General features: G+C 41.2%; 26 protein-coding genes. 15 read left to right on the top strand and 11 right to left on the bottom strand.

What is annotated here, in order from left to right; genetic code table 11:
* The first annotated feature begins 182 nt into the window (after positions 1-182).
* Complete coding sequence (locus tag ACKLNX_RS03235) at positions 183-374, top strand: hypothetical protein (RefSeq protein WP_412971200.1); 192 nt, start codon at positions 183-185, stop codon at positions 372-374.
* A 135-nt stretch (positions 375-509) separates the two neighbouring features.
* Here the strand turns inward: ACKLNX_RS03235 and ACKLNX_RS03230 are convergent, their stop codons facing one another.
* A complete protein-coding gene (locus ACKLNX_RS03230) occupies positions 510-752 on the bottom strand; it encodes a hypothetical protein (protein ID WP_412971199.1) in 243 nt (80 codons plus the stop codon).
* A 226-nt stretch (positions 753-978) separates the two neighbouring features.
* Here ACKLNX_RS03230 and ACKLNX_RS03225 point away from each other — a divergent pair, with 226 nt between their 5' ends.
* The 5 genes from ACKLNX_RS03225 (at position 979) to ACKLNX_RS03205 (ending at position 4874) form a co-directional block, all read left to right on the top strand.
* Positions 979-1707, top strand: a complete 729-nt coding sequence (locus ACKLNX_RS03225) for a 16S rRNA (uracil(1498)-N(3))-methyltransferase (RefSeq protein WP_412971198.1) — start codon at positions 979-981, stop codon at positions 1705-1707.
* A 59-nt stretch (positions 1708-1766) separates the two neighbouring features.
* Positions 1767-2714: a glutathione synthase gene (gshB, locus tag ACKLNX_RS03220; RefSeq protein WP_412971197.1), complete on the top strand. Its 948-nt coding sequence runs from the start codon at positions 1767-1769 to the stop codon at positions 2712-2714.
* Positions 2715-2731: 17 nt separating this feature from the next.
* Positions 2732-3298: a YqgE/AlgH family protein gene (locus ACKLNX_RS03215; RefSeq protein WP_411693158.1), complete on the top strand. Its 567-nt coding sequence runs from the start codon at positions 2732-2734 to the stop codon at positions 3296-3298.
* Complete coding sequence (gene ruvX / locus ACKLNX_RS03210; protein WP_411693159.1) at positions 3299-3718, top strand: Holliday junction resolvase RuvX; 420 nt, start codon at positions 3299-3301, stop codon at positions 3716-3718.
* Positions 3719-3971: 253 nt separating this feature from the next.
* The gene (locus ACKLNX_RS03205; RefSeq protein ID WP_411693160.1) at positions 3972-4874 is read left to right on the top strand and encodes a response regulator; all 903 of its coding nucleotides are present in this window, start codon (positions 3972-3974) and stop codon (positions 4872-4874) included.
* Positions 4875-4981: 107 nt separating this feature from the next.
* On the opposite strand, the gene ACKLNX_RS03200 is transcribed toward ACKLNX_RS03205, so the two are convergent.
* Positions 4982-6094: a PilT/PilU family type 4a pilus ATPase gene (locus tag ACKLNX_RS03200; protein WP_411693413.1), complete on the bottom strand. Its 1113-nt coding sequence runs from the start codon at positions 6092-6094 to the stop codon at positions 4982-4984.
* A 22-nt stretch (positions 6095-6116) separates the two neighbouring features.
* Positions 6117-7160, bottom strand: coding sequence for a type IV pilus twitching motility protein PilT (locus ACKLNX_RS03195; RefSeq protein ID WP_412971196.1), 1044 nt, complete (start codon positions 7158-7160; stop codon positions 6117-6119).
* Between the two features lie 102 nt (positions 7161-7262).
* Between ACKLNX_RS03195 and ACKLNX_RS03190 the strand changes: the two genes are divergently transcribed.
* The 4 genes from ACKLNX_RS03190 to ACKLNX_RS03175 are packed head-to-tail and all read left to right on the top strand — an operon-like array spanning position 7263 to position 9851.
* Positions 7263-7952, top strand: a complete 690-nt coding sequence (locus ACKLNX_RS03190) for a YggS family pyridoxal phosphate-dependent enzyme (protein ID WP_412971195.1) — start codon at positions 7263-7265, stop codon at positions 7950-7952.
* 36 nt (positions 7953-7988) lie between these two features.
* The gene (gene proC / locus ACKLNX_RS03185; RefSeq protein ID WP_412971194.1) at positions 7989-8810 is read left to right on the top strand and encodes a pyrroline-5-carboxylate reductase; all 822 of its coding nucleotides are present in this window, start codon (positions 7989-7991) and stop codon (positions 8808-8810) included.
* A gap of 17 nt (positions 8811-8827) precedes the next feature.
* Positions 8828-9370, top strand: a complete 543-nt coding sequence (locus tag ACKLNX_RS03180) for a YggT family protein (protein ID WP_412971193.1) — start codon at positions 8828-8830, stop codon at positions 9368-9370.
* Positions 9371-9389: 19 nt separating this feature from the next.
* Complete coding sequence (locus ACKLNX_RS03175; protein ID WP_412971192.1) at positions 9390-9851, top strand: DUF4426 domain-containing protein; 462 nt, start codon at positions 9390-9392, stop codon at positions 9849-9851.
* A gap of 2 nt (positions 9852-9853) precedes the next feature.
* On the opposite strand, the gene yaaA is transcribed toward ACKLNX_RS03175, so the two are convergent.
* Positions 9854-10642, bottom strand: coding sequence for a peroxide stress protein YaaA (yaaA, locus tag ACKLNX_RS03170; protein ID WP_412971191.1), 789 nt, complete (start codon positions 10640-10642; stop codon positions 9854-9856).
* A 155-nt stretch (positions 10643-10797) separates the two neighbouring features.
* Between yaaA and tal the strand changes: the two genes are divergently transcribed.
* The 4 genes from tal (at position 10798) to ACKLNX_RS03150 (ending at position 15042) form a co-directional block, all read left to right on the top strand.
* On the top strand, positions 10798-11751 hold the full coding sequence (gene tal / locus ACKLNX_RS03165; protein ID WP_412971190.1) for a transaldolase: 954 nt from the start codon (positions 10798-10800) through the stop codon (positions 11749-11751).
* A gap of 48 nt (positions 11752-11799) precedes the next feature.
* A complete protein-coding gene (pgi, locus tag ACKLNX_RS03160; RefSeq protein ID WP_412971189.1) occupies positions 11800-13440 on the top strand; it encodes a glucose-6-phosphate isomerase in 1641 nt (546 codons plus the stop codon).
* Positions 13441-13624: 184 nt separating this feature from the next.
* Positions 13625-13801, top strand: a complete 177-nt coding sequence (locus tag ACKLNX_RS03155) for a DUF3545 family protein (protein WP_411693169.1) — start codon at positions 13625-13627, stop codon at positions 13799-13801.
* Positions 13802-14049: 248 nt separating this feature from the next.
* Entirely contained in the window at positions 14050-15042 is a 993-nt protein-coding gene (locus ACKLNX_RS03150) for a fatty acid desaturase (RefSeq protein WP_412971188.1), read from the top strand.
* A gap of 203 nt (positions 15043-15245) precedes the next feature.
* Here ACKLNX_RS03150 and ung read toward each other — a convergent pair whose 3' ends face one another.
* The 5 genes from ung to ACKLNX_RS03125 form a co-directional block, all read right to left on the bottom strand.
* The gene (ung, locus tag ACKLNX_RS03145) at positions 15246-15983 is read right to left on the bottom strand and encodes a uracil-DNA glycosylase (RefSeq protein ID WP_412971187.1); all 738 of its coding nucleotides are present in this window, start codon (positions 15981-15983) and stop codon (positions 15246-15248) included.
* Between the two features lie 72 nt (positions 15984-16055).
* A complete protein-coding gene (thrC, locus tag ACKLNX_RS03140; RefSeq protein ID WP_412971186.1) occupies positions 16056-17339 on the bottom strand; it encodes a threonine synthase in 1284 nt (427 codons plus the stop codon).
* Positions 17340-17434: 95 nt separating this feature from the next.
* Positions 17435-18409 carry a homoserine kinase gene (gene thrB, locus ACKLNX_RS03135; protein WP_412971185.1) on the bottom strand — a complete coding sequence of 325 codons (975 nt, stop codon included), beginning with the start codon at positions 18407-18409 and terminating at the stop codon, positions 17435-17437.
* Positions 18409-20874, bottom strand: coding sequence for a bifunctional aspartate kinase/homoserine dehydrogenase I (gene thrA / locus ACKLNX_RS03130; RefSeq protein WP_412971184.1), 2466 nt, complete (start codon positions 20872-20874; stop codon positions 18409-18411). Before thrA ends, thrB begins: the two co-directional genes overlap by 1 nt.
* A 91-nt stretch (positions 20875-20965) precedes the next feature.
* Positions 20966-21184, bottom strand: a complete 219-nt coding sequence (locus ACKLNX_RS03125; RefSeq protein WP_412971183.1) for a hypothetical protein — start codon at positions 21182-21184, stop codon at positions 20966-20968.
* Positions 21185-21442: 258 nt separating this feature from the next.
* Between ACKLNX_RS03125 and ACKLNX_RS03120 the strand changes: the two genes are divergently transcribed.
* The gene (locus ACKLNX_RS03120) at positions 21443-22597 is read left to right on the top strand and encodes a flavohemoglobin expression-modulating QEGLA motif protein (protein WP_412971182.1); all 1155 of its coding nucleotides are present in this window, start codon (positions 21443-21445) and stop codon (positions 22595-22597) included.
* A 161-nt stretch (positions 22598-22758) separates the two neighbouring features.
* On the opposite strand, the gene ACKLNX_RS03115 is transcribed toward ACKLNX_RS03120, so the two are convergent.
* Together ACKLNX_RS03115 and ACKLNX_RS03110 are read right to left on the bottom strand one after the other, a co-directional pair.
* Complete coding sequence (locus ACKLNX_RS03115) at positions 22759-24021, bottom strand: DEAD/DEAH box helicase (RefSeq protein ID WP_412971181.1); 1263 nt, start codon at positions 24019-24021, stop codon at positions 22759-22761.
* Between the two features lie 252 nt (positions 24022-24273).
* On the bottom strand, positions 24274-24807 hold the full coding sequence (locus ACKLNX_RS03110) for a DUF2937 family protein (protein WP_412971180.1): 534 nt from the start codon (positions 24805-24807) through the stop codon (positions 24274-24276).
* Positions 24808-24809: the final 2 nt, after the last annotated feature.

Below are 24809 nucleotides of genomic sequence, written 5' to 3'. Positions count from 1 at the left end.
ATTTTGCTTTAGGATTCGCGATTTCTGCGATGTGGAAATTGTTTAATGTTGTCAACCTCACATCGTAAAAATGTAGGTAGTAGAAAAAACGTTATTGAAAACATGGACGTAATCAATAGAGCGCTTTCTTAGAATATTATTTCTTTTTGAAAGCGCACCAGGGAAGCAGCTAGGAGCAGAACATGGCGATATACTTTTTTGTAGTAATCACTTCGATCATCATTGGACTTCTTGTATTCGCATTCAGCGAATCTAAAGAAAATAATTGTGCAAGTGCGCGCGGTAAACCAAATAATGTCGAACACATCATTGAAAAACCAACTCTTTCGCATCAAAACGCAAACGACTTGTCTACGGCGCATCTAAACCACTGAAATAAACCTTGAACGACCTTGCTAAATGAGTGAAGCATTGCATTGTAGTATTGGTCGTTTTCATAGCTTGCAGTTGATCATGTCCGATATATATGAAAAGTCAGCGCTGTGGGCTTGGCATTCGGCACGTTGGTCTTAGGCCGCATTGAATAACCCATCTCCCTCAGGAAAAAGTCGCTGTGAGCACATCCATGTGGCGTTTGGCATTCGGCACGTTGGTTGTGGGCCGCATTGAATAGCCCAACCCCCCACAGGAAAAGTCGCTGCGAGCATATCCATGTGCGCTTGGCATTCGGCACGTTGGTTGTAGGCCGCATTGAATAGCCATTCCCCCACAGGAAAAAGTCGCTGCGAGCACATCCATGTGGCGCTTGGCATTCGGCGTCCTGCCGAATGACACTTTTTCCTGTGGGGGAAGGGCTATTCAATGCTAGTACGAGGGTGTGCTTTGTTTGAGTTGCTTTGTTTGAGCTGCTTTGGCTGAGTTGCTTTGTTTGAGTTACATTTTTAAGAAGGCATCATTTAGAAATTCATCGATGAATGAATCGCTAGCAAACATGTTGTGATAGGATCGCAGTATTATTAATTTGTTAGTTTATTCAAAATGCGAATTTCCCGATTTTATACCCCCTTACCTTTGAAAGTTGATGATGAAGTTGAGCTCGATTCGCAACTAAGTCACTACATCAATAATGTCTTGCGCTTGAAGCAGGCTGATCCGATTGTGCTATTTAATGGTGATGGCAATGAATATTGTGCTGAAGTGCTTAGCATTAGTAAAAAGCAAGTTATTGCGATTGTGAGTTCTCAGCTTGCAATGCGCAGTGAGTCGCCCTTGCATATTCATTTAGCACAAGGTGTTTCTAAGGGTGACAGAATGGATTTTGCTTTGCAAAAATCCGTTGAGTTAGGGGTAACTGAAATCACGCCGGTGATTACGGAAAGGTGTGCAGTCAAATTGTCTACAGAACGCTGGCAAAAAAAGCATGAGCAATGGCAAAAAATCATCATTTCGGCTTGTGAGCAATCGGGTAGAAATGTATTGCCAACGCTGAACCAAGCTGTTGCTTTGAACAAGTGGTTAGGACAGTCAACTGAGCAGACGAAGGTAATGTTGACGCCAGGAAGCACTAAGTATATGTCGAGTTTGGCTAGGCCTGTGCAAGGTTTTAGACTATTAATAGGGCCCGAAGGTGGGCTTTCTGATCAAGAAATCTATACTTGTGAGCAAACTGGCTTCGAATCAGTCAACCTAGGGCCGCGTATTTTGCGCACAGAAACTGCCGCTTTGGCCAGTATTTCAATATTACAGGCTTTATTTGGTGATCTGTAGCTTGAAAAATAGCATTCTAGTAACAATATTTATGTAATAGAAAAGAGAATTATAAGCTTATGACAATCAAACTTGGCATCGTGATGGACCCAATTTCTGCCATCAATATAAAAAAAGACACGAGTTTCGCTATGCTTACCGAAGCGCAAAAACGTGGCTATGAATTGTATTACATTGAAATGGGGGATCTATATATACTCAATGGCGAGCCACGTGCGACTGCAAAAATACTCAAAGTAAAGCAAGATTCTAACAGCTGGTATCACTTTGAATCTGAGCAAGATATTTGTTTAGGTGATTTGGATACTCTGTTAATGCGCAAGGATCCTCCTTTCGACAGTGAGTTTTTGTATGCAACTCAAATATTTGAGTTAGCAGAGAATCTAGGTTGCTTGGTTGTTAATAAAGCGTCGGCATTGCGAGACTTTAACGAAAAACTTTTCACCTCTTGGTTTCCTGAACTTATTCCCGACACATTGGTGACGAGCAATAATAAGTTAATCCGTGCGTTTCATGCCAAACATAAAGATATTATATGTAAGCCTCTAGATGGCATGGGTGGCACGTCCATTTTTAGAGTTAAAGAAGACGGTAATAATTTAGGCGTTATCATCGAAACGCTTACTGAACTCGGAACACGATACGCTATGTTCCAAGAATACTTGCCTGAAATTAAAGATGGTGACAAACGTATTCTAATCGTTGATGGGCAAGTTATTCCATATGCATTAGCTAGGCTACCGGCGAAAAATGAAACTCGTGGTAATTTGGCGGCTGGCGGCACAGGACGAGCTCAAGCCCTAACTGAGTCTGACTTTGCGATTGCAAATAAAATTGCTGAAAACCTATCTTCCCAAGGTCTACTATTTGTAGGACTAGATGTTATTGGTAATAAAGTGACTGAAATCAATATCACCAGCCCAACTTGCGTAAAAGAGATAGAAGCTGAATACGACATCAACATTAGTGGCATCTTATTTGACGCTATAGAAAAAAGACTCAATTAAGGAAAGATCTAAGATACATGAAAAGCTTAAGTAGTTTAGAAAATCACTTGTTAGTTGCGATGCCTTCATTAGAGGACGGATTCTTCGAGCGCTCTGTTATTTATATTTGCGAACATACAAGTGAAGGTGCAATGGGGATCGTCATTAACTTGCCCTCCACAATGACCTTTAGAGAGCTCATCTCACAAGCAGATGAGCATGCGATTGTTGAAGATGAAAAAAGTGAGCAAATCGTGCTTTGTGGTGGCCCCGTGCATCAAGACCGCGGTTTTATTTTACATGAATCTCAAGAAGGTTGGAGCTCCAGCGTTTCTGTAACTCCAGACATCATGATTACGACTTCCAAAGATATTCTAACAGTATTGGGCAACGATCTCGGTCCCGAAAAATCGCTCATTGCACTTGGTCATGCTGGTTGGGATGCCGGTCAGTTAGAGCAGGAGTTACATGACAATGCTTGGTTAACGGTAGAAGCCGATGACGAGATATTATTCAACACACCAGTGCACGCTAAATGGCAGGCAGCTGTGAATAAACTAGGCGTTGATGTTTGGCAACTCACCCATGACGTTGGCCACGCCTAGATGAAGAACACTACCACCATTGCATTCGACTATGGTGTAAAAAGTATTGGCGTTGCAGTTGGCCAAACGATTACAGGCACCGCGTCGCCATTGTCGGCCTTAAAAGCAAATGACGGCATACCTGACTGGGATCAAATCGGTAAAGTATTTGAAGAGTGGCAGCCTCAAAACCTTCTTATTGGTTTACCGCTGAACATGGATGGTACTGAACAAGAAATCACCCAACGAGCACGAAAATTTGCTAATCGATTACATGGTCGATTTGGTCTCCCAATATATACTTACGATGAACGCCTTAGCACAGTGGATGCAAAAGCTCGACTATTTGAGTTAGGTGGATTTAAAAAACTGACGAAAGAAAAAGTCGATAGCGTTTCAGCGTGTCTCATTTATGAAAGCTGGATTATAGAACAGTATTAAACCACTGAAATAACTGGGGTTATCAAGCACATTCCCTACTGAAAACCGTCTCTAATTAAAAACCTAATCCACTGAAATAGTTGGGCCCGCGAAAGAAAAAAATAGACTTTACCCCGAGATGTGACTATCATTTTAAAGGTATTAAATTGACTAAGTTTGTATGTAAATACATACGCCATTGGTAGTTCTTAGAAATTACGTGGTTTGTCGATGTAATTTAAAATAAAAATAATAATGTTACATAGGACGGATCGTGAATAATAAAAGCAAAGTTTTAGTCATTGATGATGACATTACAAATCTAGAAATCGTTTCGCAAATCCTAAAAGCAGAATTTACTGTCAAGACACATCATTTAGCTCCTCAGGGAATTGAAGAAATACAAGAATTCGCACCGGACCTTATTCTCATGGATGTGAAAATGCCAGGAATGGATGGATTTTCAGTATGTACTGAGCTGAAACAAAACCCGAAAACAAAACACATCCCTGTGATATTTCTCTCCGCTTTTGCCATAGCAGATTTTCAGGAAAAAGGATTTGCAGTGGGCGCAGTTGACTATATTACTAAACCCTTCATTGGTGAAATACTTAAAGCGAGAATTCGTGCTCATTGCCAAACACATGAAAAATTAACAAATTACCGCAAACAAATTCAATTTGACGAAGCAGTTCTGATTGAGAATAATCAAAAATTTCACCAGCAATTGAGTTTTGAGTGCGCTAGGGCCAGACGCGCTAATGGCTCACTCGGTCTACTTCTTTTCTCAATTGACGACTTCGCTTACAAACTTGCCGACTATGAAGCTGAAGAGATGACCACCGTTCTCATCGAAATGACAAATATGATAAGCAAAGCCGCTGCCCGCCCTTATGATCAGTGTGCTCGAGTCAGTGAGAACGAATTTGCTGTTATCCTCCCAGAAGCTGATTTTGAGGGAACCCTGCTTGTTGCCAATAGAATTAATTTTACCTTGAAGAAAGATAGACTTTGCTTTGACCATGAAAGCCAAGACCCCATTACAATTACCATTGGTGCATCTGCAATAACACCAAAGAGTGCAAATGAGTTTATCGCCTTATATGAAGATGCGAAATCAGCGTTAACAAGAACAACGTTAAGTGCTAAGCAAGATACAGTGCTGGTTAACAAATAAGAACTTACCAGTAAATAGAAAGTTTTTAATGACCCGACCAGAAATAAAAAAAGGACTTGTTTTAACAAGTCCTTTCTCTTTTTTGATTTTAAGTTCTTAACTAAAATCTAGCCCATATCAATCGAAACATTACTCAAGCTGCCCATTCCCGATCCCTCTTGACTATCAAGCTTAATCATCAATCGTAAATCGTTTGGTGACTCGGCATTATGCATTGCCTGCTCTTCAGTAATACGATTTTCCTTAAACAACTCATACAATGCCATATCAAAGCTTTGCATGCCCTGCTCTTTCCCTTTCATCATGGCTTCTTTCAACATGCCAATTTCATTACGTTGAATAAGGTCTGAGACTAAAGGAGTGTTTAAAAGAATTTCAATTGCAGCAACACGCCCTTTACCATCAATTGTTGGTACAAGTTGCTGAGCAACAATCGCTCTGATGTTTTGACTTAAATCGAAGCGTAACTTTTGATGCATGTTTTGAGGTGCCAAATGCATGATACGTTCGATGGCTTGGTTTGCGTTGTTCGCATGCAGTGTCGCCACACATAAATGGCCAGTATCAGCAAATGACATTGCATATTCCATTGTTTCCATAGAACGGATCTCACCGATTAATATAACATCAGGAGCCTGTCGTAATGAGCTCTTCAGGGCATCATCAAAACTATGTGTATCAATTCCCACTTCGCGCTGCGTTACAACGCAGTTATTGTGTTGATGAACAAATTCAATGGGATCCTCGATTGTGAGAATATGGCCATGTGAATGTTGATTTCTATGTCCAATAAGGGCAGCAAGAGAAGTCGATTTACCCGTACCTGTACCACCTACGAATAAGACTAACCCTTTCTTCGACATGATGATGTCTTTCAATACAGTTGGTAATCCCAAATCATCTGCATTAGGAATTGTTGTCACGATACGTCGAACAACCATACCAGCTTGATCACGTTGCCAAAAAGCGCTGCAACGGAATCGACCGATACCATCGATGGATATAGCAAAGTTACATTCTTTTTCTTCAGCGAATGCCACTTTTTGTTTATCTGTCATCGCATCATGAACGAGCTCGAGTGCCTCCGGTTCAGTCAAATTCATTGACGTCAACGGAGTCATTCGACCGTTAATTTTTGCACTAACAGGCATACCAACGGTAACGAACAAATCGGAAGCGTCATGCACAACCATATCTTGTAAATACTGGTGTAAACCCAACATAACTAGTCTCCTGCGTTTCTTACATGCCTATTGACGGTGCTTTATCTATTGATTTAGAAGCTGCATCGTTTGCTGAAATTACACCCATTGCTACCAATCTCTGTAGACATTGATCCATGGTTTGCATACCGTGCTGTTGCCCCGTTTGAATTACTGAGTACATCTGCGGCACTTTATCTTCTCGAATAAGGTTTCGGATAGCTGGAATGCCAACCATAATTTCATGCGCAGCCACTCGACCACCACCCACTTTCTTCAATAGGGTTTGTGAAATAACGGCGCGTAATGATTCCGACAGCATTGAACGAACCATTGATTTTTCCTCTGCTGGGAATACATCAATAATACGGTCAATCGTTTTTGGTGCGGAGTTTGTGTGCAAGGTACCAAATACCAAATGCCCGGTTTCAGCGGCAGATATCGCTAGACGAATGGTTTCTAAGTCACGTAGCTCGCCCACTAGAATAACATCAGGATCTTCACGCAAGGCAGAGCGTAATGCATTATTAAAGCTGTGAGTATCACGATGTACTTCACGCTGGTTCATCACGCACATTTTGTTCTTATGAACGAATTCAATTGGATCTTCGATTGTTAAAATATGCTCTCGCTTGTGCGTATTAATATGATCAACCATTGCCGCTAGCGTGGTACTTTTACCTGAACCTGTAGCTCCCGTAACCAAGACGATGCCTGTTGGTTGGTTAATAATCTGTTTAAAGATTTCTGGAGCGCCTAGTTGGTCTAGTGTAAGAATGTCACTTGGGATGGTACGCAACACAGCCGCGGCACCGCGGTTTTGTATAAAAGCGTTAACCCTGAAGCGAGAAAGGTCTTTAATCTCAAAAGAAAAATCGCATTCTAAGTTTTCTTCGTATTCTTTACGTTGATTGTCATTCATAATACTGAAAATCAATGTGTGCACTTGTTTGTGGTCAAGCGGATCTACATTAAGTCGTCGCATTTCGCCATCGACACGAATGATGGGGGGTAAACCGGCAGATAAATGCAAATCTGAGGCTTTATTATTTACACTGAAAGCGAGAAGTTCGTTAATGTCCACTATGGGTCACTCCAAAAAAGTTGTTGTGGTAGCTAGAACTAAAATAAATAGTCATGCTGAATAAAATAATCTTATGTTAATTACAAATTTGAGAAACCAATTATGACAAACCATATTGCCGATAATCTTCAGTCTGTTCGTGCTCAAATAAAACAATGCGCGTTGCAATCTGATCGTGATCCGAACAATATTGAATTGTTAGCCGTAAGTAAAACCAAACCCGTATCGGATATTGTTCTTGCGTATGAAGCTGGACACCGTTCCTTTGGTGAAAATTATGTCCAAGAAGGCGTAGACAAAATAGCTGAACTTAAGTACTTAACTGATATCTCTTGGCATTTTATCGGCCCCTTGCAGTCAAACAAGAGTCGTTTAGTGGCAGAAAATTTTAATTGGATGCATTCCGTCGATCGCTACAAAATTGCAAAGCGCTTAAGTGATCAACGTCCTGCATACGCGAAACCGCTTAACGTTTGCATTCAAATCAATATTGATGAAGAAGAAAGTAAAGCGGGTGTGTTGCCTGATGAACTCATGCCGCTATTGTCAGAGTGTGAAGCACTAGAAAAAATATGTGTTCGAGGATTAATGGCCATACCCAAACCAAGCCAAGTGAAATCAGAACAATTGAATGCATTCAAAAAAGTTCAGGCTTTGTTCGCCACTTGTCAGCAAAAGTACCCACAATTTGATACTCTATCGATTGGTATGAGTGGTGACATCCCTGCAGCCATCGAATGCGGTTCCACAATGGTTCGAGTTGGTACTGCCATATTTGGTGCTCGAGATTAGTTATCACAGTATATAAAAGAAATTTGAAGGAGACACATGCAAGCACGTAAGTTAAGTTTTATTGGCGCAGGCAATATGCCGAGAAGTATTATTAGTGGCCTAGTCAATGGTGGTTATGACCCCAAACTCATCACGGCATCTAACCCATCTACACCGAAGCTAGACGCTTTAGAAAGTGATTTTGGTATCAATACTACACAATCGAATATAAGCGCATGTGAGGCTGGTGACGTCGTTATTTTATCAGTTAAGCCGCAGATCATGGCTGCCACTTGTGCCGATCTCATTCAGCAAACTTCGTTGCAAGGTAAAATCATGGTGTCAATTGCGGCGGGTATCACTACTGAGCGGCTAATTGAGATGTTAGGTAATTACGATCAAGTCGTACGCACAATGCCAAATACACCATCATCGCTAAGTAAAGGCATGACTGGTCTGTATGCACCAGAGTCTGTCAATCAGCTTGACCGCGATTTTGTTGGACACGTGATGGCACATGTAGGAAAAACACTGTGGGTCGATGAAGACAGTCAGATTAATACGGTCATCGCTGCAGCAGGAAGTAGCCCGGCATATGTATTTTTATTTGCGCAGGCCATGCAAGACGAGGCAATTAAAATGGGCTTAAGCAAAGATGATGCTCGCCTCCTTGTTCAACAGGCTATTTTAGGTAGTGCTGAAATGATTTGTCACAATCCAGACCTTGAATTAAGTGAATTGAGAGCCCAAGTTACATCCAAGGGCGGTACAACCCATGAAGCGATTCGTACTTTCCAAGACAACAAACTAGAAGCAATTGTTAGCAAAGCCATGCAGGCAGCTGTAGCAAGAGCCATAGAAATGTCATCTGACTTTTAACTAATACGGAAACCAAGATGTTAGCGTTCAACAATTTACTTACGTTTTTATTCGATACATATGTCATGATTGTTTTGGCAAGACTATGGTTACAATGGGCTCGCGCTGACTTCTACAACCCGCTAAGTCAGTTTGTTGTAAAAGCGACTCAGCCATTAGTTGCACCGCTGCGTCGCTTTATTCCTTCTGTGGGCGCTTTCGATACAGCCACATTTGTATTGGCGTTTTTAGTGATGCTCGCTAAATTTATTGTGTTTTTCGTTATTGGTGGCGCAATGCTGCCGGTTCTTTCCACTTTAATTCTAGTTTTATTTGGTTTGCTCAAAAGTGCATTTTGGTTACTTTTCATTATTCTTATCGCGAATATGATTTTGAGTTTCGCACCGCATGTTGGGGCGTCAGTTAGATATGTTTTACATCAGCTCACTGACCCATTACTAGCGCCAATTCGTCGTTTTCTGCCCACTTTGGGTGGTTTAGACTTTTCTCCATTGATCTTGATATTGGCGATTCAGTTTGCCTTAGATCTAATTGGTCAATATCTACCGTATATATTGTAAACAGGAGGAGACGATAACAATGGCAAAGATTCGAGAAAAGCTGAGCATTAAGTCAACGACATTGGCTGCAATGCTAATGTTCGTTGCAGTCATTTTAATGCCCGCGACGGGATCAGCTGAAGAGAAGACCGAATTAGGTGATTGGGAGGTACATCACATTGTGCTGCCTACCACTTTTCTGACAGCTGAGATTGCAAAAGCAAACGGGATTGTTCGTAGCAAGTACAACTCAATGGTCAATATTTCGGTCTTGGATAGTACTAGTAAGACAGCGCAAAATGTGTCCATGACAGGGACTGCGAGAAACTTGCTAGGTAACAGCAAGCAACTCGAGTTTAAGACAGTGAGGGACGGTGATGCCATTTACTATTTAGCGGTATTCTCACATGCCCACAAAGAGAACTTCCGTTTCGACATCACTATTCAACAAGGCGATACTGTTGAAACTTTGCAGTTGAAACAGATTATGTATGTTGATTAGCTTTAAGCTCGTTTGAACACTAAGTCCGTTGCAGTACTTTCAGCTTCACTAAATACATAACCAGCGCTATCAAAGCTTTTAAGCTCAGAAGCGCTGGTTATTTTATTTTCAATGATGTATCTGGCCATTAAGCCTCTTGCTTTTTTCGCGTAAAAGCTAATGATTTTATACTTACCATTTTTCTCATCCTTGAAATGAGGCGTGATAATAGTGGCCTTAAGTAACTTCTTTTTCACTGAACTGAAATATTCATTACTTGCTAAATTAATTAGTATTTCATCAGAATCATGTGACGATTCTTCTATCGCTGCTTTCGATGCTTTATTCAACTCTTTGGTAATAGAATTACCCCAAAAGTCATACAGCGAATTCCCTCTGGCATTCTCAAGCTTAGTGCCCATTTCAAGACGATATGGTTGCATCAAGTCCAATGGCCTCAATAAACCATACAAACCAGAAAGTATGCGTAAATGTTTTTGCGCGAACTGAACATCGTCCTCGCTCAATGACTTTGCATCAAGCCCAGCGTAAACATCACCGTTGAAAGCAAAAATAGACTGTCGAGCATTTTCAGGTGTAAATGGCGTGGTAAAGCTCGAAAATCGTTCCGCGTTTAAAATAGAAAGTTTGTCACTAATATGCATTAGGCTAGCCAAATCACTAGGCGCTAATTTCTTGCATGTTTTTACCAGTTTTTTAGCGTCGTTCAGCATCTCAGGTTGTGTGAACTCATCGATGGGTAAAGGAGACTCAAAATCAAGATTTTTTGCTGGAGAAACAACTAATAACATAATAACTTTTTTTCCTATTTTTTGTATTCTCAATGAAGATGGGGACAATTTAAAATATATCTATATAGACATCGTATAAAAACAAACAAACTGTTATAGCCAGTTGGCGCGACAATCGGTAATCTAGACACATTATTTCATGTATAGGCACAAAAATGACAACACAACTTGAATCATTGCGCAAAATCACCACTGTAGTAGCTGACACCGGTGACATTGATGCGATCAAAAAATACCAACCCGTTGATGCAACAACGAATCCATCATTACTTCTTAAAGCCGCATCCCTTCCGCAATATGCTGAACTCATCAAAGAGTCAGTTGCGTGGGCAAAGGCGCAATCAAATGATGAAAAGCAGCAAATCATAGACGCGGGTGACAAACTTGCCGTCGCTATTGGTAAAGAAATTGTCGATGTCATCCCTGGTCGCATTTCAACCGAAGTTGATGCAAGAATGAGTTTTGATACGGCTGCAACGGTAGAAAAGGCTCACAAATTAATTGGTTTGTATGCTGAAGCGGGAATTGACAAGTCACGTATCTTAATAAAGATTGCCTCAACTTGGGAAGGCATCAAGGCAGCTGAAATTCTGGAAAAAGAAGGCATAAACTGCAATCTCACGCTACTTTTTGGATTCGCTCAAGCAAGAGCGTGTGCTGAAGCTGGTGTTTACCTCATTTCTCCTTTTGTAGGTCGCATACTAGATTGGTATAAAGCGAGTACTGGCAAAACAGCTTATGCAGGTTCTGAAGATCCGGGTGTTATTTCTGTTACGGAAATATACAACTACTATAAATCTTTCGGCTACAAAACCGTTGTGATGGGTGCAAGCTTCCGCAATGTAGATGAAATACTATGTTTAGCTGGCTGTGATCGCTTAACAATTAGCCCTCAGCTGCTAGAAGAATTGTCGAATGCGCCAGGCGAAGTAAAACCTTACTTAATTGATAATGGCAAAACACAAAGTGCCGGTGAAAGAATATCGGAAGCAGAGTATCGTTGGGATATGAATGAAAACGCAATGGCAACCGAGAAGTTAGCTGAAGGCATTCGTAACTTCGCAGCCGACCAAGTAAAACTAGAAACTTTGCTTAGTGAGATGCTGTAAATCCCTTAGCGACTACTAACTTATCTAAATAAACTCGGAGGATTCACCGTGGAACGCATTCGTCATACTCAGGCATGGTCATCACTTGAAGCACTAGCCAACACTGTTAAGCGTCAACACATGCGAGATTGGTTCGCTACAGATACTAAACGCGCTAGTAAATACACGACTAAAGCCTGCGGTATTGCGCTTGATTACAGCAAGAATTTGATCACTGACGAGGTTCTTACGGCCTTGTTTAAATTAGCAGAAGAACGTCAAGTCAGTAAAAAAATCAATGCGATGTTCGACGGTGAGATAATCAATACAACCGAACAAAGGGCGGTATTGCACACGGCATTGCGAAACTTCTCTGGAAAACCAGTGATGGTTGATGGCGAAGACGTTATGCCGGGTGTCTTAGCCACTTTAGATAAGATGAAAGCGTTCACACATAGCATTCAATCTGGTGAACACAAGGGTTGCACTGGCAAAGCCATTAAGAAAGCTGTTTGTATTGGTATTGGTGGCTCCTTCCTTGGCCCTAAAATTGTTACTGAAGCGCTAAAGCCATACCAAAATAAAGCCTTAGACGTACGCTTCGTTGCAAACGTTGACGGCTGTCATATTCAAGATGTACTTGCTGAGTGTAATTTTGAAGAAACATTATTTGTCATGTCATCTAAATCATTTTCAACGCAAGAAACTCTGCAAAATACGCTTACGGCAAAAGCATGGTTTTTAGAACAAGGTGCAAGTGAAGCAGACATTGCAAAGCACTTTGTTGCCGTGTCTTCCAACGTGAAGGCTGCCACAGAGTTTGGCATGGCGGCCGAAAACGTGTTCCCGATGGCTGATTGGGTTGGTGGCAGATACTCGCTTTGGTCTGCTATTGGTTTACCTATCTGTCTGGCCATTGGATACGATAACTTTAGACAAGTACTTCAAGGTGCCTTTGAGATGGACGAGCATGTTAGGACTGCGCCAGCAGAAACTAATTTGCCGCTTATTTTGGCACTACTGGGCGTTTGGTATCGCAACTTCATGGGTGCACAATCACATGTTTTATTGCCGTACTATCACTATTTGCGCGGATTTCCAGCTTACGTTCAGCAACTAGATATGGAAAGTAATGGTAAATCAACGACCTTGAATGGGATGACCGTTGATTACGGAACTGGTCCTATTATTTGGGGAAGTGAAGGCACCAATGGACAACATTCATTTCATCAATTAATTCACCAAAGTAACCTAGTTATTCCTGCTGATTTTATGCTTCCAATCAAAGTATCCAATCAAGATGACACGCATCACGCTATGTTAGCTTCAAATTGTTTTGGCCAAACGCAAGCCTTAATGCAAGGCAAAACTTTCGAAGAATGTTTCCAGGATTTAGCGGGACAAGGTTTGTCTGATGAAGAACACACAAAGTTAGCCGCTCATAAAACCATGCCAGGCAACAAGCCTAGTAATACCCTGTTATTTGACCAAGTTGACCCGAAAACATTGGGAGCCTTGGTCGCACTATACGAACACAAGGTATTGATTCAAGGCGCTATCTGGGATGTTAACTCCTTCGATCAATGGGGTGTCGAGCTTGGAAAGGTTTTAGGAAACGATGTTTTAGATGTGATTCAAGGAAACAAAAGTGACGAGAATTTAGATGCCTCGACAGCTGCGTTAATTAAACAATTTAACCACGCTGGCTAGCAAACTCTTATACAGAAACGGCTAAAAACGTAAAAAAAAATGAAACGAAGCGTTAATATAAAGTTAATTAATGTGTTTTATTTTTGTAGCACCTATGGTACAAACTAGGTGTGGGTGATGAAACTTTATGCTTTTCATACAGTTCATCACTTATGTAGCAAGCGGTTTCGATAAGGAGATGCCCGTGGAAAGATCTGAAATAATGTCAATCATCGATAAAGAGTCTCGCCCAGTTAAAACGAAAAGTAAGAAGCGCAAATGGCGGGAAATAGAAGCTATCCAAGACCAGTACAAGCTTGAGAGAGAGTTGTACGACATGGATATGAACTTAGAATACGAATTAAATGAAATGATGCGATAAAAGCACATAATGCCACTTCACACGAAGTGGCATTTTTTTTGTGTTTTAAATTTTTGTGTTTTAAAAAAACTGATATTACTAGTATTAGTGCTAAGCAAACGTTCTTAAAGTATTGCGCTTGACGCAATGCTGTTATGACTTTGTACGTGTTGCTTACCAAACATACCTTAATATAGCCGTATGGTGCTTCGAGTTTCCTCTGAAATCAGGTATAGTCGCCCGCAATGTGGAAGTAACTATATCTAAGTATGACAAACCAAAACGCAAAAGATGCCATCAAGACTATTGTCAAAGCAATAAAAGCAGAAGAAAAACTCCTTAGAAGCAAGTATGCTTTTCTCTCATATCAAAATGTCTTGGGCCTTTCTATTACCCTATTATCCTTTGCGTCACTAATCGGGCTTGGAAGTTTATATTATTTAGCACTCATCCCTGCTTGGTTGTGCATCATTCTAGCGGCCATTGTTACTTCAATTTCTCATGAAATAGAACACGACTTAATTCATAAACAATACTTCAGTAACAAACCACTCGTACATAATTTTATGATGTTAGTTGTGTGGCTGATGCGACCTAATACAATCAATCCATGGTACAGACGTAAAATACATTTGCATCATCATAAGTCCTCAGGCACGCCGCAAGACTTAGAGGAAAGACTTGTCGGGAATGGCATTAAAAACCCATTTTTGCGGGCATTGGTTATTGTTGACGGATTGCTTGGTTTAATCATTAACACTTCTCGATTCAAGAAAGAGATCAAGGGTTTTAGTTTTTCACGTGTTTTCAACGCTGGCTTCCCTATCACCAAATCTTATTTTATCGTGTTATATAGCGTCGTTATCTACCATCTTGTTAACTTTTTCTATCCATTAGCTGCATATATGCCTAATTGGGCTACATCAGTTTTGCATGTATTTGAGTTCTTGATGGTTGTGTTGATTCTGCCGAACATCATTCGCTCAAGCTCTCTAAATTTCGTAACTTCATCAATGCATTATTATGGTGGAGTGAATAATGTCTTTGAGCAGACACACGTAATTACGAGTCGTCTATTTATGCCATTCCACTTGTTTTGCTTTAACTTTGGAAAAACCCACACTATTCATCATTATGCGCCAAATCAGCCTTTCTATATTAGGCAATTAATAAGCGCGAAGATTAATGAAGTGATGAAGAAACACGGCGTTCGGTTTAATGATTTTGAGAGTTTAAAGAACGCTAATGTTTATACGAAATAGCATTTGTATGAAGTGACTCTTGTATGAAGTGACTCTTGCATGAAGTGACGCTTGTATGAAGTAACGCTTGTTTAAAGCAGTACTAAAAAACTGCACTTATATGAAGCAGCGCGTATACGAATGAGTGCTTTTGCGAAGCCGTAATGATACAAACTATCACTGATGCAAAGAAGATTTACCTAAGCTAAATAAAAAGAGTGATGTTACTTAGGTTGCCAATCAATCTCTTCTTTACCAATACTCGTTAAAATTTCATTGGTTTTGCTAAAGTGTTTGCAGCCAAAGAAGCCTCTGTGAGCTGATAGTGGTGAAGGGTGAACGGCTTCTAAGATAAAGTGACGCTGTCCATCAATTAGTTTAGCCTTCTTTTGTGCAGGTGCCCCCCAAAGAAGAAATATCACATTTTCAAATTCTGTATTAATCGTTGAAATGACACTGTCCGTAAACATCTCCCAGCCAACTTTTTTATGCGAATGCGCTTGAGCATGCTCTACCGTTAACACGGTATTTAGTAGTAACACACCTTGTTCAGCCCAGTAGCTTAAATCGCCGTGTGCTGGCGCTTCAAAGTCAGGGATGTCTGCCGTAAGTTCTTTGTATATGTTGCGTAGAGATGGTGGGATTTTATTCCCTTTGAGCACAGAAAAACACAAACCATGTGCTTGGTTTTCACCGTGATAAGGGTCTTGGCCAATAATCACAACTTTCAGATTATCGGGTGAAGTCAATTTGAAAGCGTTGAATATATCTGCGTCCGGCGGATAAACAACTTTACCCATGGTACGCTGTTCAGCAACATGTTTGAGCGCACTTGTTAATCCTTTGCGTAAGGGAGAGTTAGCACTAGCTTGCTCTCCTTCATGCGCAATTTCGCTTTGAAAACTGAAGCTATTGAGTTTACTTTGCTCGTCAAGGCCAAAGAGCGACTCCCAAGTATGCATACACGTCACTCCCAGCTCTCTCTGGTTATCTCCCAATTCACTCTTAATTCACTTGGACTCACTTCAATTCTCCTACTTTAAAATAGAAAATAAATGAGACTTAAGTGCAGCATAGCTATTTTCAATTTCGATTGAAAAATCTGGTTTGCCAGCACAATCAGCAAGCTCTTGCGGCAGACTAATAGGTTGTCCCAAAACATTTTCTACGGTTTCTCTGAACTTGGCAGGATGAGCTGTGCCTAAAAACACTCCTACTTCATCTTCAGCTAATGAACGTGATAAAGAGCGGTAACTAATTGCTGCATGAGGCTCTGAGACGTAACCTAAGCTTGCCAATTGACGCATGGCGACCTGAGTGTACTCCTCGTCAATGCCCTCGCCTATTAGGCTATCCTTTTCAATATAGCCCTGCTCCATCAATGCTTCTATACGAGGCCAGTTATTCGGCTGACTCACATCCATTGCGTTGGACATTGTGGCAATAGTCGATTTCGGATCCCATTCACCTGTGTGTAAATAACGTGGCACCGTATCGTTTGAGTTAGTTGCAGCAATAAAGCGCTTAATGGGAAGTCCTAGTGACTTTGCAATCATACCCGCTGTTAGGTTGCCAAAGTTTCCACTTGGTACAGAGAACACCGCCTTGCTTTGCTGCTCTTTTGGTAACTGAGCGATAGCTTCGAAGTAGTAACATACTTGCGCAAACAAGCGGCTAATATTAATAGAGTTCGCTGAATTTAAGTGCAAACCATCACGCACTTCTGGATCATCAAACGCCGCTTTAACCAAGTGCTGACAAGCGTCGAAGTCACTCTCTATAGCAACGGTATGAATATTTCCGCCTAAGGTAGTAAAAAGCTTTTCTTGTAAAGCACTGATTTTGCCTTTTGGATACAAGATCACCACTTGAATGTTGTCGATACCATGAAAAGCATGTGCAACGGCCGCCCCCGTATCACCCGACGTTGCCGTCAAAATTGTGATAGGTTTACCTTCGCTGATATTAGCTAGACACTGCGCCATGAATCGCCCGCCAAAGTCTTTAAACGCCAGCGTGGGACCATGGAAAAGTTCTAGGCAATGGATATTGTCGGTAACTTTAACCAAAGGGGCCGGAAACTGAAACGCAGTAGTTACTATTTTAGTGAGTAATTCTTGAGATAAATCATCACCAATAAGTTGCTTTAATATACGTATACTTCGCTCTACAAAGGGCAAGGCCAAGACTTCATCAATATTCTCAAAAGGCGTAATCACGTCAGGAAAATATAATCCTTGGTTTTTTCCTAAGCCTTTTTTTACCGCTTCAGCGAAGCTGACTGTATCACTTGCATCTTTTAAATTAACTAGTTTCACTTCTAAACCTTTATATTTTGTGTTGCAACGGGCGCTTGTCTTCGACTGCTTCTGAGGTGTTTACGTTTAAAGTGCGTACGTTTAAAGTGTAGCACTTAGAAAAGCGTAGTACCTTTTTCACCTAACTGACAAATATGGCTAAAGCCGTCGCTATTTTGAATATATTCTTTGTCTAACCAAGCTTGCATCGCTTGCGCTTCGCTCAATGTTTTCGCTACTGCAAAAACCGTGGGTCCTGATCCCGAAATGCCAAAAGCCAAGGCATTATTCTGCATGCAAGCTTCGCGGGCGTCGTCAAATCTTGGTAGTAGCACTTTACGATGCCTTTCAGCAATAACATCCGTCATCATCTTCGCAGCCAGTGCTTCATTATTTGTATATAAACTATGTACGAATACACTAAGCTGACGACCAAATTTCAGCGTGTCAGATAATGCATATTCTTTGGGGAGCAAACGACGAGCTTCTGAAGTTGATACCGAAATACCAGAATAACATACAAGCCAATACCAATTATCGAAACAAGGTAGCTTTGCCGCTATGGGTGAGGTTTCGCCTGTCATCAATACCAAACCGCCAATGTAACTTGGAGCAACATTGTCATAATGTACACTGCCGCTAATTTGGCCTTCTAGCTCACCCATCATCATCAATAGTTGGTCTTCATCGAAAGGCTTGCCCGTATGTGCATTCAGAGCATAAAACGCGGCAACAATTGAGCTAGCACTTGAACCTAGACCACTGCCGATGGGAAGTGCTTTGTGCAAGTGCAGATTAACTTTAAGTTGCTGCTGACCATTTGACTTCAACTGCTCCTGAAAGAACTCATAGCACTTGGTGACAATATTATTTTCTGTTCCTGCAGGTAATCTTTCGGCAAAGGGACCATCAACAGTGAGTGAAAATGTATCTGCATCTGTGACTGACACCCAATCACCTAACTGCGTACCGTCGATTGGCTGCAATGCAGCGCCTAAAAGATCGAAACCGAGGGACACATTACCTATGGAAGCAGGAGCAAAGGCTTTAGTAGTTTTGGGGCGTTTCGCTTTGTCATTAGTCGCTATCATTATGCAAAATCCTGTGTCCAAGGCATTGTCCGCAGCACGTCAGCAAATACACCAGCGGCAGTCACCGTTGCACCCGCGCCATAACCACGAATAACAAAAGGAATTGGCTGATAATATTTACTATGAATCGCCAAGGCGTTTTCACCATCTTTAACAGCTGCAAGTGGATGCTTTAAGGGCACTTCTTGTATTGCCACTTTGCATTTATTTTGTTTGATTGAACCTACGTAGCGCAACACTTTTCCAGCTTCTTTCGCCTTATCTACACGTTCCTTAACACTTTCATCAAGCTTCGGTAAATTGGAGAGGAATGCTTCCACATTGCCACTTGCATCAAAATCTGAAGGAAGAACAGACTCAATTTCAATGTCGCTTAGCTCCAGCTCCAAACCTGACTCTCTCGCCATGATCAGCAACTTTCGAGCGACATCCATGCCAGATAAATCATCTCTTGGATCTGGCTCAGTAAAGCCATTTTCCTTGGCAATAAGTGTGGCTTCAGACAGGCTAATGCCTTCTTCTAATTTGCCAAACACATAAGACAATGAACCCGACAAAATACCCTCAAAACTTTCTAACTCATCACCAGCGGCAACGAGTTTTTGTAAGTTATCGATAACCGGTAAACCGGCGCCAACGGTTGTTTCATACAAGTACTGACGGTTGGTTTGCTGCATTGTCCGCTGTAAAAGTTTGTATTGCGCCATAGTCGCGGTGTTGGCTTTTTTGTTTGGTGTGACTACATGACAACCAGAGTTCATCATCTCCACATATAAATCGGCTATCGCTTCGTTGCTCGTGCAATCAATAATGACAGGATTTACCAAACTGTTGTCGTTAGCAAACTTATGAATTCTGGCGACGGAGAAGGACTCTTCCGCCTTATTTAATTCCGCTTTCCAATCAGCATGTAAATCGATGCCTTTGCTGTTTAATAAAAGCTTGCGGCTATTGGCTACACCAAACACTTCTAAGCGAATATCTCTGGCCATCAACGCGGCTTGTTGCTGAGCGATCTGACGCAATAATTCAGCACCGACAGTGCCACAGCCAACCAAAAAGGCATCGATAGTATGTTTTTTCGTGAAGAAATTTTGGTGGATGACTTTCACCGCCTTCTTCGCTTTTGCATTCTCAATAACAGTGCTGATGGAACGTTCAGACGAGCCCTGCGCAATAGCAACGTTATTCACTCTTGCCTGAGCTAATGCACTGAAGAATTTAGCTGCCATGCCTTTAGACTGACGCATACCATCACCCACTAGGGTAACGATCGCTAAATCACGTCGCACTTCAATGGGCTCAAGTAGTTGATTGCTAAGTTCTAAGGTAAAACTATCTTCTAGCAAGTCTAGAGCACGGTCTGCATCTTTATTCTGGATACAAAAACTGATGCTATATTCTGATGAGCTTTGTGTAATTAAGCTGATTGAGATATTACCCATTGAGATGACATCAAAAATTCGACTCGCCATCCCTACCATGCCTTTCATACCCGGACCAGCAATGTTGAACATCACCACGTCTTCTAAGTGCGAAATACCTTTAACACTCGTCCACTTTTCACTTGCTTCATGGCTGATTAAAGTGCCCGGTGCGACAGGGTTAAGTGTATTGCGAATTAAGCACGGAATACTATATTGAGCAATAGGACCGATGGTCTTCGGGTGCAACACTTTAGCACCAAAATATGAAAGCTCCATGGCTTCTTGATAGGTGAGTTTATCGAGTAATACCGCACCATCGACTTGATTCGGATCCGCGTTGTATACGCCATCAACATCAGTCCAAATTTCACAGCAACTCGCATCTATACAAGCCGCTAATATCGCAGCTGAATAATCAGAACCATTTCGGCCTAAGGTCACCTTTTCGCCCAGCTCGTTAACCGCGACAAAGCCAGGCATGATGATTAAGGACTGACCGCTCGTATCCACGCTTGAAAAACGAGCTTTACTTGCGCTTAAATCGGCGATGCTATCGAGGTAGTCACCATGAGCTACAACATAATCTACAGGATCAATAATGTTATTCTTAACACCCTTGGCTTTTAATATTTCACTGAAGATGCGAACGCTGACATATTCGCCTATGCTTAGAATGCCTGCGGTAACTTGAACTGGGCATACTTTTAATAGAGCGATACCTTGTAGCTGCTGCTCTAAGGTTGCTAACTTCTCACTGATAAATTCACTCAATGGCTGGTAAGAAAAATTATCTAGGCTTGCGTTTAAGTCATCCGCAATACCATGCAATGTCATATTCAATTTAGCAAATAATTCACCATAGTCAGCGCCCGATTGAGCTTGCTCACATAATAAGGACAGCGCGTTAGTAACCCCTTTAGGTGCAGATAACACAACGGCAGCACCCTCTGTTTGGTGTGTGTCGGTACTAATCTCAAGCACGCGCATATATCTAGTTGCGTCTGCGAGACTCGAACCACCAAACTTTAAAACCTTCATGTATCTCTCCTGTGCTTAATTACGCTTATATTCCCACATACAAAAAAACCCGCTTTTAGCGGGCTTTCGTTAACTGCATAATTTGCAAAAGCTAACGACCGCCCATTGAAGGCATAATAATCATCATACTGGTCATTGTTTGCATCATTTTTGTTATCGTTGTTTTAGCAACGCTTTTATCCACTAAGCATATACTAGTGGTTTTCTTCAAAATGCTCACAAACTGACACGCAGAAACAAGTTTTGCGCGAGCTGTATTATCACAAGTGTAGGACGTTTTACTGACGTTGATTCGTGCAATATTCATCATCACTAGGACAAGCTCCTCAGTTTAATTTTTTGTCGTTAATTTTATTCTTATTTTATGAGTTCAATTTGCCGTATAGACGTCTATATGTCAACCACGTTTTCAGGAGAAATAGGATATAATTTCAATTTCTATAGTTTTAGCGAAAATCTATCATCAAATTAGCGACCTAAATCAACTTAAGTTTAGGATTGCGTGAAAGTCGACTATATGTGACAGTCTAGTTTGAGCATACGCTACCACAACAACCAAGGACAACTAGTGACTGAAACTAATCAAGGTAAGGCACACATTTCTCAAGAACTTATCGAATTTGATTCTGCATTTTACGACATCACGAAAACTATCAATATTCTTAGCGCGGTTAACCCAACTAACTTTGAGCAACAAAAAAATACTTTTTTAGAGAGTCACTATTCAATTGAACCTGAATTTACATATGTTGGTAATAAAGTCGACGTATTTGCGACGAAAAGAAAGCTGCTCAATTTGCCGCTAGAAACTGTGTTTGATGAGGATTTGGAAGAAATCTATTTCGACACGATCAACAGTTACTTGGATAAAGTAGACCAATTCAATTCCATCGGCAGCAATGAATTCATTTATGACTCGCTTCGTTACTTCGGTGAACCAACACAAAAAGACGTGAGTAATGCCAAATTTATACTACATTTGCCTGGTAATCTAAATGAAGAGAATGAGGAGTTATTGAGCTTTGATCAAATAAAGCAAATCTTGATTGATTTTGCTGAACAGAATGAATTGCCTCACAGCTTCAAAATAGAAGAAAACATGCTCGCGAATGCATTGGTGTCTGGTACCACTATCAAGTTGAACAAGAAAGCTAAGCTATCCGGGAGCGATACGAGGGCCTTAGCACAACATGAAATAGGCGTGCATTTAGTCACAACCCTTAATGCTCGAAAACAGGACATTCGAATATTAGAAATTGGAAACCCTTTAAACACCATGACTCAAGAGGGACTTGCTATATTGAGTGAGTATCTTTCGGATAATTTAACGATTAAGCGCTTAAAAATTCTAGCCTTACGTGTGGTTGCTGTGCAATCAATGATAAAAGAAAAAAGTTTTCGCAAAAGTTTTTTGCTGCTGAAAGAGGAATATGGTGCGAGCAATGATATTGCCTTTTCAGTTTGTTCCAGAATTTATAGAGGCGGTGGTTTTGTGAAGGATTATTTGTACTTACAAGGCTTCCATAAAATGCTGAATGCCTATGAACATGAACCTAACTTCAACTTCCTATTTGCAGGTAAAACATCATTGGATTATTTACCACAGATAAGTCGATTAATTGATAAAGGGATTATCCAAAAACCGACATATGTTTCAGATGTTTTTCAAAATCCAAGCGCTTTAAGTGACATAAAGCAATATATTGCGCATGCGATCAAATAGGTGGTTTGGAAGGTCCTTGCCTGACACTACCAAACTCGTCATTCCTTCGAAGGAAGGAATCTCCTACCGCTAAACTCGTTATTCCTTCGTAGGCAAAATGGAAGTGTTTTTAGGAGGTCCTTGCCAACGCAAGGACGACGGGAATTTTACTTGTGAGCTTGTTACTTACGTTTGGCAGTGCTGCGCTTCTTCGCTTTCATTTTATCGCCGGTAATCTGTGTTTTACTGGCCTTATTCGATTTACTCGGACGACCATTTCTTGAGATGCTTTTCAATAAGCTTTGACGATCACTCACTTCGAAGCCTTTTTTAACAACACGTTTAATTTTTGTGCCAATCAGTGCTTCGATGCGGCTAACCGTGCGTTCTTCCTCTCGGCTTACAAATGATATTGCGTTGCCTGAGTTTCCTGCGCGACCAGTTCGACCGATTCTGTGAACATAGTCTTCTGGTAGGTATGGAAGGTTGTAATTAACCACAAAATCCAAGCCTTGGATATCAAGTCCTCTTGCGGCCACTTCGGTTGAAATTAAAACCTGAAGCTTCGCTGATTTAAAATCGGCAAGCGCACGGCGGCGTGAACCTTGGCTCTTATCACCATGACAAACTGCAGCTTCTATTTTACTTTGCTTCAGGGCTGCCATTAACTTGTCAGCTTGCTCTTTAGTACTAGTAAACACCAATACTTGGAACCAATTGTATTGTTTCAGCAAGGCTTTAAATAAATCGATTTTGCGTGACTCTTCAACGGGGTACATAACATGGTTAACGGTATCCGCAGTAGCGTTCGCTTTACTCACTCGTATTTCAGCATGATTATTTAAAATCTTATGGCATAACTCGTTCACTGCCGGTGAGCTTGTTGCCGAATACAACAGTGTTTGACGTTTGTTCGCTGTGTGCTGCATGATATCAGTCACGTCAGCGATGAAACCCATGTCCAGCATGCGATCCGCTTCATCAAGTACAACAAATTCTGCATTCGCTAAAGTTAGGTTGTTTAATGCCATGTGCTCAAGCAAACGACCAGGCGTTGCAATTAATATATCAATGCCTTGCTTGAGCTTACTCGCTTGCCCGCCCAACTTTACGCCACCATAAACCGCGGTCACTTTAAGTTCGGTAAATTGGGCGTAACTACCAATCGCGTTTGCTAGCTGTTCAGCCAGCTCTCTCGTTGGAGTCAGAATTAGCGCTCTTGGGCTACCTGAAATAGTCTCTTTAGGCGTATCCAACATTTGCTGCAAAATGGGAAAACCGAAGGCTGCTGTTTTGCCAGTGCCGGTTTGTGCATGTACAAGTAAGTCCTTGCCACGACGAGCTTTGGGCATTGATAACTCTTGCACAGGGGTCATTTCGCTGAAACCACAAGCTTCAACAGCTTGAGTTAGTAGTGGATGTAGATCTAAAGTTGAAAATTTCATGTGGGGGTCCTTTGGAGCAGTTTTCTGTAATGTAGTCGTTTAATGGCATGAAAGACCAATAAATACTGGCTACAGTCAAAAAATGAGTGCGGAATATACAGTATTTTATCCGATTTAGTTGGACTAAATGATGTTTTTCTGCACGACCTTGATTTTAAGGCAGTTTATCTATTATTTAAATGCCCAATAACAATAAGTTAGCGATTTGAATTTATTCATTTCCTGAAGCCAAAGTTAAATGCCAGAGCATATCTAAGTTTTAGCTTCGGCTTGCTTACTTTTGCTGATTAATTTCTTAGAACGGCGTCTTTTAGCAATTATAGAAGCAGGCGTACTTACCAGCATATTTAAAAACAAGCCAAATACTACGCCAAATAAAATACCTTCAGTTGTTATTGGCAGACCAAATGAGAAGTTCTCCAAAGTATTATCTACATACTGCCAGCCACTGGGTGACAGCATAAACATAAGTTTTTGCAGTAGATTACCGTTTTGAAAAGTGGCTAAACCTTCGCTTAGAACTTGGTGTGTAGCGATAGTTTGCTGTTTCTGAATTGCATCATCGCGCACGCTTGCGACGTCATTTTGCAAGTGATGTTCAATCATGGCACTGACAGATGCGTAATTGTATCTATTTGCAGTTTCCTGATAACCATTGATCTGCCATTGACTAGACTCATGCATTCCAGCCAAAAACTGCTGATAATGATCAGCTAGTTGCGGCACCTGCAGCGCTATCACTAATGTGATACCAAAAAATAGTTTGTCGAGTGTCCTAAAAATCAATG

Source organism: Glaciecola sp. MF2-115 (assembly GCF_047250385.1).
Classification (GTDB): Bacteria; Pseudomonadota; Gammaproteobacteria; order Enterobacterales; family Alteromonadaceae; genus Glaciecola.
Note: the sequence above shows the minus strand (reverse complement) of the source record. Positions and strands in the feature narration are given on the sequence as shown.

Coding starts and splice junctions, on each gene's coding strand:
- tal (WP_412971190.1), top strand. CDS start 10,798: ATGACAACACAACTTGAATCATTGCGCAAAATCACCACTGTAGTAGCT.
- ACKLNX_RS03175 (WP_412971192.1), top strand. CDS start 9,390: ATGGCAAAGATTCGAGAAAAGCTGAGCATTAAGTCAACGACATTGGCT.
- thrA (WP_412971184.1), bottom strand. CDS start 20,874: ATGAAGGTTTTAAAGTTTGGTGGTTCGAGTCTCGCAGACGCAACTAGA.
- proC (WP_412971194.1), top strand. CDS start 7,989: ATGCAAGCACGTAAGTTAAGTTTTATTGGCGCAGGCAATATGCCGAGA.
- ACKLNX_RS03230 (WP_412971199.1), bottom strand. CDS start 752: ATGCCAAGCGCCACATGGATGTGCTCGCAGCGACTTTTTCCTGTGGGG.
- ACKLNX_RS03190 (WP_412971195.1), top strand. CDS start 7,263: ATGACAAACCATATTGCCGATAATCTTCAGTCTGTTCGTGCTCAAATA.
- ACKLNX_RS03115 (WP_412971181.1), bottom strand. CDS start 24,021: ATGAAATTTTCAACTTTAGATCTACATCCACTACTAACTCAAGCTGTT.
- ACKLNX_RS03235 (WP_412971200.1), top strand. CDS start 183: ATGGCGATATACTTTTTTGTAGTAATCACTTCGATCATCATTGGACTT.
- ACKLNX_RS03215 (WP_411693158.1), top strand. CDS start 2,732: ATGAAAAGCTTAAGTAGTTTAGAAAATCACTTGTTAGTTGCGATGCCT.
- ACKLNX_RS03150 (WP_412971188.1), top strand. CDS start 14,050: ATGACAAACCAAAACGCAAAAGATGCCATCAAGACTATTGTCAAAGCA.
- gshB (WP_412971197.1), top strand. CDS start 1,767: ATGACAATCAAACTTGGCATCGTGATGGACCCAATTTCTGCCATCAAT.
- ung (WP_412971187.1), bottom strand. CDS start 15,983: ATGCATACTTGGGAGTCGCTCTTTGGCCTTGACGAGCAAAGTAAACTC.
- ACKLNX_RS03125 (WP_412971183.1), bottom strand. CDS start 21,184: ATGATGAATATTGCACGAATCAACGTCAGTAAAACGTCCTACACTTGT.
- ACKLNX_RS03225 (WP_412971198.1), top strand. CDS start 979: ATGCGAATTTCCCGATTTTATACCCCCTTACCTTTGAAAGTTGATGAT.
- ruvX (WP_411693159.1), top strand. CDS start 3,299: ATGAAGAACACTACCACCATTGCATTCGACTATGGTGTAAAAAGTATT.
- yaaA (WP_412971191.1), bottom strand. CDS start 10,642: ATGTTATTAGTTGTTTCTCCAGCAAAAAATCTTGATTTTGAGTCTCCT.
- thrB (WP_412971185.1), bottom strand. CDS start 18,409: ATGATAGCGACTAATGACAAAGCGAAACGCCCCAAAACTACTAAAGCC.
- ACKLNX_RS03180 (WP_412971193.1), top strand. CDS start 8,828: ATGTTAGCGTTCAACAATTTACTTACGTTTTTATTCGATACATATGTC.